Annotated in this window: 12 protein-coding genes and 1 pseudogene; 8 read left to right on the forward strand and 5 right to left on the reverse strand. The window is 61.9% G+C overall.

Features of this window, described 5'->3' with window-relative positions; translation table 11 throughout:
- Positions 1-500: 500 nt before the first annotated feature.
- The 3 genes from ACTG4X_RS34965 to ACTG4X_RS34975 form a co-directional block, all read right to left on the reverse strand.
- A complete protein-coding gene (locus ACTG4X_RS34965; protein ID WP_440534644.1) occupies positions 501-959 on the reverse strand; it encodes an RHS repeat-associated core domain-containing protein in 459 nt (152 codons plus the stop codon).
- A gap of 200 nt (positions 960-1,159) precedes the next feature.
- Positions 1,160-2,353 carry an MFS transporter gene (locus ACTG4X_RS34970; protein ID WP_440534645.1) on the reverse strand — a complete coding sequence of 398 codons (1,194 nt, stop codon included), beginning with the start codon at positions 2,351-2,353 and terminating at the stop codon, positions 1,160-1,162.
- Entirely contained in the window at positions 2,350-2,715 is a 366-nt protein-coding gene (locus ACTG4X_RS34975; RefSeq protein ID WP_440534646.1) for a RidA family protein, read from the reverse strand. The genes ACTG4X_RS34970 and ACTG4X_RS34975 overlap by 4 nt, the downstream gene beginning before the upstream one ends.
- Before the next feature lie 128 nt (positions 2,716-2,843).
- Between ACTG4X_RS34975 and ACTG4X_RS34980 the strand changes: the two genes are divergently transcribed.
- Positions 2,844-3,656 (forward strand): TrmB family transcriptional regulator, encoded by an 813-nt coding sequence (locus ACTG4X_RS34980; RefSeq protein WP_440534647.1) that lies wholly within the window; start codon positions 2,844-2,846, stop codon positions 3,654-3,656.
- Between the two features lie 587 nt (positions 3,657-4,243).
- Here ACTG4X_RS34980 and ACTG4X_RS34985 read toward each other — a convergent pair.
- Positions 4,244-5,350 (reverse strand): S-(hydroxymethyl)glutathione dehydrogenase/class III alcohol dehydrogenase, encoded by a 1,107-nt coding sequence (locus ACTG4X_RS34985; RefSeq protein WP_440534648.1) that lies wholly within the window; start codon positions 5,348-5,350, stop codon positions 4,244-4,246.
- 657 nt (positions 5,351-6,007) lie between these two features.
- Here ACTG4X_RS34985 and ACTG4X_RS34990 point away from each other — a divergent pair.
- From ACTG4X_RS34990 to ACTG4X_RS35010, 5 genes and pseudogenes are all read left to right on the forward strand, one after another.
- The gene (locus ACTG4X_RS34990; RefSeq protein ID WP_440534649.1) at positions 6,008-7,186 is read left to right on the forward strand and encodes an aminotransferase class V-fold PLP-dependent enzyme; all 1,179 of its coding nucleotides are present in this window, start codon (positions 6,008-6,010) and stop codon (positions 7,184-7,186) included.
- A gap of 39 nt (positions 7,187-7,225) precedes the next feature.
- Positions 7,226-8,125 carry a transporter substrate-binding domain-containing protein gene (locus tag ACTG4X_RS34995; protein ID WP_440534650.1) on the forward strand — a complete coding sequence of 300 codons (900 nt, stop codon included), beginning with the start codon at positions 7,226-7,228 and terminating at the stop codon, positions 8,123-8,125.
- Positions 8,126-8,145: 20 nt separating this feature from the next.
- Positions 8,146-8,568 (forward strand): annotated as a pseudogene (locus ACTG4X_RS35000) (ABC transporter permease subunit); the annotation flags it as partial.
- Positions 8,565-9,257: an amino acid ABC transporter permease gene (locus ACTG4X_RS35005; RefSeq protein ID WP_440534651.1), complete on the forward strand. Its 693-nt coding sequence runs from the start codon at positions 8,565-8,567 to the stop codon at positions 9,255-9,257. The pseudogene ACTG4X_RS35000 and the gene ACTG4X_RS35005, both read left to right, overlap by 4 nt.
- 19 nt (positions 9,258-9,276) lie before the next feature.
- Complete coding sequence (locus ACTG4X_RS35010; RefSeq protein ID WP_440534652.1) at positions 9,277-10,068, forward strand: IclR family transcriptional regulator; 792 nt, start codon at positions 9,277-9,279, stop codon at positions 10,066-10,068.
- 531 nt (positions 10,069-10,599) lie between these two features.
- Here ACTG4X_RS35010 and ACTG4X_RS35015 read toward each other — a convergent pair.
- Positions 10,600-11,127, reverse strand: coding sequence for a hypothetical protein (locus tag ACTG4X_RS35015; protein WP_440534653.1), 528 nt, complete (start codon positions 11,125-11,127; stop codon positions 10,600-10,602).
- Positions 11,128-11,323: 196 nt separating this feature from the next.
- On the opposite strand from ACTG4X_RS35015, the gene ACTG4X_RS35020 reads away from it, so the two are divergent.
- Positions 11,324-11,875 carry a metal-dependent hydrolase gene (locus tag ACTG4X_RS35020; RefSeq protein WP_440534654.1) on the forward strand — a complete coding sequence of 184 codons (552 nt, stop codon included), beginning with the start codon at positions 11,324-11,326 and terminating at the stop codon, positions 11,873-11,875.
- A gap of 117 nt (positions 11,876-11,992) precedes the next feature.
- The gene (locus ACTG4X_RS35025) at positions 11,993-12,193 is read left to right on the forward strand and encodes a hypothetical protein (RefSeq protein WP_440534655.1); all 201 of its coding nucleotides are present in this window, start codon (positions 11,993-11,995) and stop codon (positions 12,191-12,193) included.
- Positions 12,194-12,531 lie beyond the last annotated feature (338 nt).

Consider the following 12,531-nt stretch of genomic DNA (forward strand, 5'->3'; position numbering starts at 1 on the left):
CCACAGCGACTTTTTCGTGATCGAACCTGAGCCGGTCTCCGACACGGTGATCGGCAACCGCCCTACATCCGCTACCAGGACTTCTCGGGTGAGTCCCGTGTGCCGCAACGGATCAGTTGCCTCACCGATATTTAATGCTCTTAATTTCAACCCAAGGTGGATTGCGTTGAATTTAGGAGGAAATCGGAAAGTTCATTGCTGGATTCGAGGGACTCCGCATGGGCGTGGTGGAGACGGCCGTGCAACTGCACGGGGAGGGAGGCGCGCCGCCGCAAAAGGCCCCTGAAGCAGGGGCTGCTGCGAACCCGTCTCTCGTCGCGCTCTGCACCCTCGCGCGCTTCCACCAGATTGCAGCCTGTGGATTTCCGTTTCGTTTGACCCGATTATCCATTGAGCGCCGACCCGCCTCTGCATGCTGATACGTGAGACCGATGCGCACGTGCTCTGGGATATAGACAGGTCAAGCGCCGATGGAAATGTGGGCTATGCAGGCGCGGAAATCAACAGATGGCGTTCTTATGCGCCTGGCTCAAGGCATCTGCCTTGGGGTCGGTCGGTACGCCCCAGGGATCTGTTTTGGCGACCGTGTTGCCCAGCGCGATTGCCCCGAGAACAAGCACCGTTCCGACGCCCGCGCCGATGGCGCATTCAGGCGCGACACCCACGCCGCTGAACCAGACACCTGCGCCAGCCCCGATGGCGCAACCTGCGGGATTCAATCCGAGGGGATCGATCCATTCCAAGGGGTTGGCTGCGTACTGGTGCAGATTGAGTCCGCCCTGTAACCCGATCGGGTCCTGGCTGACATAGATTCCCATGCCCGGGTCGTAGTAGCGGTGGCGGTTGTAGTGCAGGCCCGTTTCCGCGTCGTGGTGCTGGCCCGGCAATCGGATCGGCTGGTCGATGTCGTGAGGGTTGTATTCCTCCTGCAGAGTGCCCCAGGGGTCATGGCGGGCCATCCACACCAGTTCCCCGCGCTCGCAAGAATCTTGGACTGATTGATGCCGTAAGCCCGAGGCTCTCTCGGTATTCGACAGGACCGAGAGGATTGATTCCGTCTCGCAGTGCCCCGGTTTTGCGACAGAGCCACGAATCTCCACATCGGGCTTTCGCTATCATGCAGAGCCCGCAACCTGCGAAAGATTTCTCATGAAGGAAATCACACACAAGATTCCTTTGCGGCTTGCGGCTCGGTAAAACTGATGATCGCGGAGGCAGCCGCAGCGAGGGCTGCCGTCAGGGCAATGGCGAACCAGCCGATGTTGGCGACGATGGTGCCCGCGACTGCAGCGCCCAGGGCGCCGGCGGTGTAGTACAGAGTCAGGTACACCGCGCTCAGCGAACCTGAGCATGCCGGATTGATCGCAACGATTCTTGCTTGGTTGGCGACTTGCGCAGCAAAGCAGCCGGCGTCGAAAAGGGCTAATGCAGTGGCAGTCCAAACCGGGCGCCCGAGCGACATGACAAGAGCGCATGCCGACAGTGATGCGGTGGACAAGGCGACAAGCATTACAGCGCGAGTTCCGAAACGATCAGCAAGGCCGCCTGCGATCCGTGTGACGGCCAGGCCGAGCAGGCCGGCAAGGCCAAAGAGGCCGATGCTTGCCGAACTCAAGTTGTAGGGCGCTCCAGCCAGGCGGATCGCCAAGCCGACCCAAATAAGATTGAAGGCAAAAAACCACAACATGCCCGCACAGACGCTTTGGCGTAGCGCGGCGGATTCGCGCCATAACTGCGGAATCAAGCGCAGCGTCGCGAAGTAGCCGGCGGTCGTTTTTGTCTCGCGTTTCGGCAAGAGCGGCCAGGCGAAAAGCGCTGCGAGGATCGCAAATGATGCAAACCAGTGGAGCGCCCCTCGCCATCCCCACCACTGAGTCAAAAGCCCGCCGACGAAGCGGCTCAGCAGAATGCCCGCGGAGATCCCTGCTGATACGGCGCCCATGGCGTGGGCCCGCCTGTCGGGTGCGCAATACTTGCCCACCACGGCGTTGCACTGGGCAGCGACCGTTGTCGTCGCGCCCACCAGAATGAAGCAGCCGAGCAGCACAACGGGGCTGGGTGCCGCCGCTGCAAGGACCAGAGCGAGCGCGAGTGCGGCCATTTGCCCGGGGATGAGTACTCGCGGGCTGATCCTGTCCACCAGGGGGACTAGCAGGGCCAGACCGACGATATAGCCGAGCATCGTGGCAGATGCGACCGTCGTGATAAGAGATACCGGCACCCGGAAATCAGCAGCGATATCAGCCAGCGCTGGCTGAAGTGCGTAGTTGTTGGCGATGGCTCCACCCGCGGCAGCCGCAAGTACCGCGATGGTGGTACTTGAAAGTTGCACGGCCCGATCTGTTTCCTTCATCCCCTCGTTCTGACAGCAATCGCTTCAAGCTCGACCAGGATTGAGTCCTCCACAAACGGCAGCGCATGCACAAGCGAAAAGGCCGGGCGGATCTCGCCATAGACCTCGCCGTGTGCGCGGGTCGCATCTTCCCAATGCTCAAAGTCCGCCAGCACCAGGCGGCTCTGGACGACATCGGACAAGGCGAAGTCGTTCTCGGTCAGCACCTTCTCGATGATGGAGAGTGCGTCCCGGGTCTGTGCGTAGACATCTGGACCCTTACCTGCGGTGCCGGAGATGTAGATGGTGTTGTTGATGACCACGGCACGGGAATAGCCGACCTTGGGCTCCCAGGCGGAGCCGGTGCTGATGAGTTGGCGCATGTCTTGGATTCTTTCATATGCGATTGATCTGCCTACTACCCTGGTAGTAGGCAGATCAATCATATACTACTCTGGTAGTTAGTCGGCTGATTTGCGAGTCAGTCCCTCGTCAAACGCGAAAGATCCCAGTGACCGCAGATGTCGAACTGATCGCCTCCCTGACCCGCCTGGGCTTCACACAGTACGAAGCGCAGGCCTACACGGCGTTGGTCGGCCAAGCGCCGATCACAGGCGCCGAGGTCGGACGAAGGGCGGCCATGCCGCCCTCCAAGATCTACGAAACCCTGACGCGTCTGGAAGCCCGGGGTGCGGTGCTGGTCAACAGATCCGAGCCTGTGCTTTACGCCGCCGTTCCGCACGATGCATTGCTGGAGGATCTGCGGTCACGCTTCGCCGCGGATCTCAACTCGGCCATGACCGCGCTTGATCGCTTGCCTATGCAGCAGGAGCCGGGGCTGGTGTGGTCGCTCAGCGGCAGGGGCCCGATCGTGAGCGCATTCGCGCGCGCCGTCTCGGCGGCAAGGAGTAGCATCTTCGCCGGCATCTGGGACGAGGAGATCGACGAGCTGGGCCCTGTGCTTGAAGCGGCGTCAGCACGCGGCATCGACACCCACGTGGCCATTTATGGCATCCGGACCTTAAATGGCCCCCAGACTTACGACATGGCCGAATGTGGCGCCAGCGCGAGGCTTCGCCTTTCGGGACGCCGTCTTGCCGTCGTGGTGGCCGACGACCACGACACCGTGGTGGCCGAGTTCGGCGATCGCACTGCGGATCAAGCGACTCTGACGACGAATCCCGTGGTTGCCCTGCTTGCCGTGGAATATGTCAAGGCCGACGTCAGCGGACGATTGATGATCAACGCAATGACTCCAGCCGCCTACAAGAAGCTTTTGGCGACACCCGATATGCGCGCCATGCTGCGCCCGACCAAAGAGTAGCGATTGCGCGGGGCAGTCGATCGAAGTGCTACGCGAAGCAGCACAGCGGCTGTGACAATGGCGGTAGGATGGTCCGGTGGCCAGTGGTTTGATGCCGCTTTCGCCCTTCAGCCGATGGCCAGTTTGGTGTACCTGAAGAAGATGGACGGCAGCGAGATTGAGTAATGGCGCAGCAGCCTGCAGCGGTTCTTTCGATTCCGTCCCAGCACTTCGTCGGCCAGTCGCCATCTCGCGCGGCTTCAGTCGCACGTTCGCCGCCATGACTGTTGATTTCCATCTCGCAGCGCCCCGGTTTTTTCGTGAAGCCTTGATCCGCATTCGGCACGCAACCTGCCTGATGAACAATGACTGAAAGACATTTCAATGGGGCAGCGCTCGATGGAAGTGTGGGTCGATCGAGCGCGGAAATCCACAGTCAGACAGGTCGGACCGGGACGAAGACACTCCAATAGGGAATGAGAGCACCAAGCTCGATGTTCAGATGGGTGCCTCGTCAGCGAAGAGCCGATCGTGCGTGACGCATGCTCATAGAAGCGCTGAACGCCGCCATGGCAGACGTGCTCCGAGACGAGCGTGAAACTCATCGCTCAGTACAGCACCACGCCGCGAATGGATTCGCCGCGCTTCATCAGGTCGAAGCCCTTGTTGATGTCCTCCAGCGGCATGGTGTGCGTGATCAGGTCGTCGATGTTGATCTTGCCTTCCATGTACCAGTCGACGATCTTCGGCACGTCGGTGCGCCCGCGTGCGCCGCCGAAGGCCGAGCCTTCCCACTTGCGGCCCGTGACCAGCTGGAACGGCCGCGTGCTGATCTCGGCGCCCGCTTCGGCCACGCCGATGATGATGCTACGGCCCCAGCCCTTGTGCGTGCATTCGAGCGCCTGGCGCATCACCTTGGTGTTGCCGATGCACTCGAAGCTGTAGTCGGCGCCGCCGTCGGTCAGCTGCACGATGGCGTCGACGACGTTCTCGGTGTCCTTGGGGTTGATGAAGTGCGTCATGCCGAACTTGCGGGCCATGGCTTCGCGCTCGGGGTTCAGGTCCACGCCGATGATCTTGTCGGCGCCCACCATCCTGGCGCCCTGGATCACGTTCAGGCCGATGCCGCCGAGGCCGAACACCACCACGTTGGCGCCGGCTTCCACCTTGGCCGTGAAGATCACCGCGCCGATGCCGGTGGTGACGCTGCAGCCGATGTAGCAGACCTTGTCGAAGGGGGCGTCTTCGCGGATCTTGGCGAGCGAGATTTCAGGGGCGACCGTGTAGTTGCTGAAGGTCGACGTGCCCATGTAGTGAAAGATCGGCTTGCCGTCGAGGCTGAAGCGCGAGGTGGCGTCGGGCATCAGGCCCTTGCCCTGCGTGCCGCGGATCAGCTGGCACAGATTCGTCTTGCGGCTCAGGCAGAACTTGCACTGGCGGCATTCGGGCGTGTACAGCGGAATGACGTGGTCACCCTTCTTGAGCGTGGTGACGCCGGGGCCGACGTCGACCACGATGCCCGCGCCTTCATGGCCGAGGATCGCGGGGAAGATGCCTTCGGGGTCGGCGCCCGAGAGGGTGTAGTAGTCGGTGTGGCAGATGCCGGTGGCCTTGATCTCGACCAGCACTTCGCCGAATTTCGGGCCCTCGAGGTCCACGTTTTCGATGGTGAGCGGGGCTCCGGATTTCCAGGCGACGGCGGCTTTGGTTTTCATGGGGTCAAGGTTCCTCAAGGTTCAATCGCCGGGACTGCGCGGCGACGTACGTTTTCCTCGTGGCGGATGGTGAGCAGTGAGCCTCGAAGCGCATGCGCTGCAGTCAGCCTGTCCACGGAGCCCTGCAGTTGCAGAGCGCGGCGGATGGTATGTCTCTGCGCCGCCCGGGTGTGTTCAGATTTCGATACGCAGCAGCCCGGCGAGCAAGCTCTCACAAGGTGCGTCTTTCATCGTGCTCGCCCGTGCGGCGCCCGGGTCGGATAAGCGTCCGAAAAGTGCAACGCAAAAAATTCAAGTGGACGATCCCTGTTCGGGCGTCGCCCCGGCATGGTGCGAGGAGTTAATGCCTGCGAGGGCGCCGTCTTGAGGTCGAGCACCTTCGCTCAGCACGCCAAAACCCTGCGAACGGCGTATGAAAGAGCCTGGGCGATGTCGTTGCGATGAAATTTTGTCTCGAAATTCGGACGCGACTCCTGGAGCGATCTGCCTGTACTTTCCCTTGGAAATTCGGCCTTCGATATGGCCGAATATCGAGACATGGCGGCTCACAGGCGCTCCTAGGATGACACCGCCGCATCGATTCACGTCACACGGTGGTCATGCGTTCCGTGCACCAGCCGCCCCGTTTCGGGGCATGTTCGTCGAACAGAGGAAACCATGTCTACCACTCTCGAGATCAATTCCATCCGCCAGGAATTCCCGGTCACCAGGCGGATGCTCTACCTGGACTCCGCGCACCAGACACCCATGGCGACCTGTGTGCGCCAGGCGCTTTCCGAATTTCTCGCGGAAGGCAATGAAATGGCTGGCCCGAAGCCGGTGTGGATGCGCCGCGTCGAGTGTGCCCGGGAAGACGTCGCGGCGCTGCTGAATGCATCGCCCAGCGAGATCGCCTTCACCAAGAACACCTCCGAAGGCCTCAACATCGCCGCCAATGCCGTTCCGCTTGCGAACGGGGACACCGTCCTGATGCTCGAGGGCGACCATCCGAACAATGCCTATGCCTGGCTCAACCTGAAGCGCAAGGGCGTGCAGGTGCGCTTCGTGAAGGTGGCAGACGACGAGATCGCGACGGCGGAGACCTTCGAGCCCTTCATCGATGCCAGGACCAAGGTCATCTCGCTGTCGCACGTGACCTTCCACGCGGGCCAGCGGCACGACATCGCCGGCATCGGCCGGCTGTGCGCGCAAAAGGGCATCTATCTGGTCGTTGACGTGATGCAGTCTGTCGGCGTGCTTCCGGTCGACGTCAAGAAGCTGGGCGTGTCCGTGCTGGCTGCCGGCTGCCACAAGGGTTTGCTCGTGCCTCAGGGCCTGGGCATCCTCTACGTGAAGGCCGGTTTGGATGAGCTGCAACCGGCCTACCTGGCGATGAGCAGCCTGGCGAATCCCCCCGAGGACTACATCGCGCGGCCCGACGATCTGGCGCCGCGCAAGGATGCGGGGCGCTTCGAGTTCGGCAACTACAACCTGCCCGATCTGCACGCCTTGTCCAGCTCGATCGACCTCATCCGAAAGACCGGTGTCGAGCGCATCGAAGCGCATGTGCTCGAGCTGGGCGATCGATTGATCGCACAGATCGAAAAACTCGATGTGCGCCTCGTTGGTCCACGTACCCGTGCCAGCCGTGCACACATCTACGTGCTGGATCTGCCAGTCGCCGAGTGGCTGGACTACTTCACGCAGAACCAGGTTCGCGTATCGCCCGAGCGCGGCGGCATCCGCATCTCCTTCGGCCTCTTCAACACCTCCGAAGACGTCGACCAGGTCGTATCTCTGATCCAGCAGCGCCTGAACCGCAGCGCCCACCCGAGCGCGGCGAGCCAGGTCGACTGATTGCCATCCGTTTTTCTTATCGACCGCAGGAGAATCTTCATGAACCCGAAGTCGTCGTTTCTCACCGTTGCAGCCGCATGCCTGCTGGCCGCGAACATGCCCAGCTTCGCCCAGACCGGCGGAGATACGCTGCAGAAGATCAAGGAAACCGGGGTGATCACCCTTGGCTACCGCGAGTCGTCCGTGCCGTTCTCGTTCCTGGACAGCCAGCAGAAGCCCGTCGGCATCTCGATGGACCTGTGCGCAGCCGTTGTGGACAAGGTGAAGCAGCAGCTGAACATGCCCAAGCTCGAAGTCAAGCAGGTGGCGGTCAACTCGTCGAATCGCATCCCGCTGGTCGTCAACGGCACCGTCGACGTCGAGTGCGGCGGCACCGCGAACAACGCCGCGCGGCAAAAGCAGGTCGCCTTTTCCGTGGCCACCTTCGTCAGCCAGCCGCTCTGGCTGGTGCGCGTGGACTCCGGCGTGAAGAGTCCGGCGGACCTCAAGGGCAAGACCATCGTGGTCACGCAAGGCTCCAACGCCGTCGGCTTCGCGCGCAAGTTCAACGAAGAGCAGAAGATGGCGCTGATGACGATCGCGGCCAAGGACCATGGCGAGTCGATGCTTACGCTGGACAGCAACCGTGCCGTCGCCTGGCTCGAGGACGACATCCTGCTGGCGGGGGAGAAGGCGAACTCGCGCAACTCGGCGTCGTTTGCCCTCATGCCCGGCGGCTTCGACAATATCTACTACGGCTTGATGCTGCGCAAGGACGATCCGGCGTTCAAGGCCCTCGTCGACGGCGTGATCGGCAACCTCATGAAGAGCGGCGAGTACGACAAGCTCTATAAGAAGTGGTTCGAGTCGCCGATCCCGCCGCGCAACGTGAGCCTGGCCTTTCCGATGACGGAGAAGCTGAAGGAGCGGATCAAGGCGCCCAGCGACCGGATCGACTGACGCACCACCACCTGAAACTGACCGGTGCTCGCGTGGCAGAGCAGGTCAAGGCGGGCATCGAAGCGTTGCCTTATGGCCAGCGCTCGGCCGCCAGGGCGCTGGGCATGACCGAACTGGAGCTGTATCGCACCATCCTGCTTCCACAGGCGCTGCGCATCATCATGCCGACGCTGACCAGCGAGGTGATGGGCATTTTCAAGAACACGTCGGTGGCGTTGGCCATCGGGCTTCTTGAGCTCACCGCCCAGGCTCGGCAGATCAATGAGTTCACCTTCAAGACGTTCCAGGCCTTCGGCGCGGCAACCATCCTCTATCTGCTGCTCGCGCTCTCCGTCTATGCGGTCATGCATGGCCTGGAAAAGCGCCTTCGCACGCCCGGCACCGAGCCCACGATCACGAGACGCCGCCTCTTTCCGATGCGAAAGGAGGCGGCGAAGCCATGAACCACTTCGACTTCTCCGTGATCGCGCAGGCCTGGCCGTTCCTGCTCAATGGACTGGTGTTCTCCCTGCAGCTCACCGCGGTCGGCTTTGCCGGTGGTCTGGTGCTCGGCATTGGCCTCGCGCTTGTGAGGCACCTCGAAGTTCCGGTCGCATCCCAGCTCGCAAGTGCGTACATCACGCTGATCCGCTCGGTGCCCCTGATCATGGTGCTCTTCTGGTTTTTCTTCCTGATGCCGCTCGTGCTGATGTGGATGACCGGGGCCTCGAGGCCGGTACAGATCGGACCTGTGTGGACGGCCTTCGTGACGTTCACGCTGTTCGAGGCCGCCTACTACGCCGAGATCATCCGCGCGGGGTTCAAGTCGATGGCAAAGGGGCAGTACGGTGCGTGCAAGGCGCTGGGGATGTCGACCTGGCAGACCTATCGGCTGATCATCCTGCCGCAGGTGCTGCGCGTCGTCAGCCCGATACTGCTCACGCAGACGATCATCCTGTTTCAGGATACGTCGCTGGTCTACGTGCTGTCGGTCACCGATCTGCTGGGAGCCGCCTCGAAGATCGCCCAGCGTGATGGACGCCTCGTCGAGATGTACCTGGCGGTCGCCGTGATCTACATGGTGCTTTCCTCGCTGACGTCGCAGCTCGTGGCCATTCTGAAAAATCGCTATGCAGTTCCGGGACGTCGGTAGAGGCCGGAATAATGCTGCCATGAGCACGACGACCAAGAAAGCGAAGAAGGCTTCGACGGCCGTTGTCGGAACACCTGTCGAGCGGCTGTTTGCGGTCCTCAACCTGGCGGCAAAGATGGGCATGATCTCCGCCGCCGACATCGTCTACCTCCTCGACCTGCCCAGGCCCACGGCACACCGGATGATCGCCACGCTGGAGGAACTGCAGTTTCTCCAGAAGATGCCCGTCAAGGGCAAGTACGCCGTCGCGCCCAAGCTGGTTGGACTGGCGACGTCGATCCTGAGCTCCACCATCGTCTATGCGCCGATCCAGGCGCTGCTGACGGCCGTCGCACAAAAGACCGGGGAGACCTGCGGCTTGGCGTTGATGTCCTCCGGCGAGGTCGAGTACATCGCGAGCGTCATGGGGCAGTCTCCGCTCACGCTGCAGTTCCAAGCCGGGCAGAAGGCGCCGCTTCACTGCACATCCAGTGGACAGATCTTCCTGGCCGCACTGCCGCCGGACGAACTTGTCAAGTTCATGGCCTCCGGCCCCTGGGAGCCACTGACACCCAAGACCGTCACCGAGCCGAAAGTTCTTCTCGAGCGCCTTCGGAAAGTGAAGAACCAGGGCTATGCAGCCAACGAGTCCGAGTACATCGCAGGCGTCGTCGGTGCGGCAGTACCCATACAGAACACGGAGGGCCAGGTCGTGGCGGCGCTCACGATCTCTGCGCCGAAGAGCAGGCGCACGCTGGAGGAGGTCGTGGCGATGGTGCCGACACTGACGACATACGCGGACCGGATCAGACGGGCGATCCAGCCGCGGTGAGATCTCGGCGGCGGCAGGCAGGGTCGCTCAAGCGCCAGCTCTGACGGGCTGCATCAGGGACAGCAGTTGCATGAAACGAGACGGCAAGTATCGTTTCACAGAACTCCTGCACGGACTTCATTCCGACTTCACCTCGGTCGCGCAAACTGCCTCTCGACAGTGGTTCGGCGCTGGTAGAGGCCAGGGAGAAAAAACCGCTCGGGGAACCGCCTCGATGCCGACCGCTGTCGCTTTTTCACACGCAGGCTCATAGGCCCGGTGGCGACGCTTCAGGGTTACAACGGCGCCCCAGACTGCGAGTTATTCGGACCTTCTCCGAGGGAGAGCAACCAGTGGTTGAGGTATCGAGGAAGCGGGTTCCGATCCAACCTTGCACGAGGAAAACGTCTAGTTCCTTCACTCTTGTAGTCTGCGGACTCTTCCTTGGCAGCCTCGAGCCATGCCTCGAAGTTGTCGTAGCTCAGGCGGTCCCATGGACTCTTCTTGGGCGTGCCATAGTCGTAAATCCGCACGCGAGGGCTGGCACTCTGATCACTGCCGTCGAACAGTGCGAGCGTGACGTAGTCGTCGTTGTAGAGACCTGTCTGATCGCAAATTATTGCGAATGGCACAAGCGGCGCCTCCTTGAACTTCTCGAGCATCGAGCCGTAGTACGAGAGCGATTCTCGGCATGTCGTCCGCCAAGCAGCGCCACGGCTCGATGTCTGGCCATGAACCGTTCTCCACCAAACGCCGATAGCTCGCCGGGAACGCAAATCCCTCCGGGAGAATTGGCAAATCGAACAGGAATTTCTTCATTTCGATCCTCCTTTGATGCTGGGTACTTCGGGGGATCCATAGGGATAAGGTCGACCCGAACCCACCGCTTTGGGATTGGATTCTTTCCGAAATGGCATCGCCCCAGGTACCGTAATTTTCCCAGCCCCGGGCCTCCTGCATCTGCCGCGTCGGCGGTTCGTCGAAGTTCCGCACCACGGCCTCCACATTGACGCCAGCCTCCCTGGCTGCAGTGATGCGGGTGTTGTCCATGCTGGTGAACTGGCCATCGGGCATCTTCACCACATCGACTGCAGGACAGCATGGCCTCGCAACTCGTGGCCGATGCGTTGATGATGACGCAGTTGCTGCGTCAGACTGGTACTCGGTTGCGCCCTCCGGGACGCACAATCTATACGCCTTGGGGCTGAGCGGACCGCCACCGAAGCCATCTCATCCACTGCTCCCACCACTTCTTGCCCACGCCGTTCGTACATCAATGCCGACCATCTTTACCCATGTCGCAGTTCCAGTTTGCGCGACCATTGCACTCGGAACGCGGCGCGTGCCCCCATCGGCATTGCTGGTTGGCATGCTCGCGGCCATCGTGCCGGACTTCGACGGTCTGGCTTTCAAACTCGGCATTGCCTACGGTGGCATGACGGGGCACCGCGGCTTTACGCATACCCTGATGTTCGCTCTGGTATTCGGCCTTCTGGGTTGCTGGCTTGCACCGCGTTGGCGCATGCGCCGGACGCTCGGCTGGGCATGGGTGGCGCTGTGCACCTTGTCGCATCCGCTGCTGGACATGTTGACCAACGGCGGCATCGGGATCGCGCTCTTCTGGCCCTTCGACAGCACGCGCTATTTCAGCCCGTGGCGTCCGATTGAGGTGTCGCCGGTGGCCATCAAGCGGTTCCTTTCGCCGCGCGGTGCGCAGGTGCTGCTCAACGAGATCTTCATCGTTTGGGCGCCGCTGCTGGGGGCGGCGGTGATCGCGATGGCGATACGTCGCACCGTGGAGCCACGAATCGCGCCGAGTCCTCGCTAGCCCTGTCTGCGGGTTCGATCTCCCCATCCCGATAGTGCAGTCGATTGCCGACTCGACTCGGATACTTCAGTGCGTCCAACGCTCCTGCTCGCACGGTGACCACCCGCAGATTCGCCCATGCAAGAGTTGCACGGCCTCAAGGACGAAGACCTGCGAGGTCTGGCCCCGGAGGCCGTCGCCGCACCGGCGCAGCAGATGCTTCAACGCCTGCGCCTCCAGGACGGTGAGATCAAGTTCAAGGACGCCAAGATCGAGAAGATCACCCTCCAGATTGCACGGCTGAAGGCTTGGGGCTCGGCGCGAAGACCGAGGCGATGAGCGCCGAGCAGCGCAGGCTCTTCGACTTCCCTTGCGAGTGGATGGACTGCGTCGGGTTTTCTTCGACATCGGCGGTCATGCCCGGGATCCGACGAACACGCGAAGCTGCACGCGTACAACATGGTGAATGCATTGCCCGGCTAGGTGACATTGGGGCAGCCCTCATCGAAGCACTGTCGTTGGAAGATGACCATCGCCAAGTCCGAAGCATCGCAGGGGCCGCGCGGCACATGCGAGGGGCGCTGCGCCACACGCCTTCATTCTCATTGAGCCGCAGAGGCAAAAAAAGACGGTGCCCTTCGCCAACTCGGCACGGCGCGAGAGGTCTTCCTGGCTCA

Source organism: Variovorax sp. YR566 (assembly GCF_051992195.1).
In the GTDB taxonomy this organism is placed as follows: domain Bacteria; phylum Pseudomonadota; class Gammaproteobacteria; order Burkholderiales; family Burkholderiaceae_C; genus Variovorax.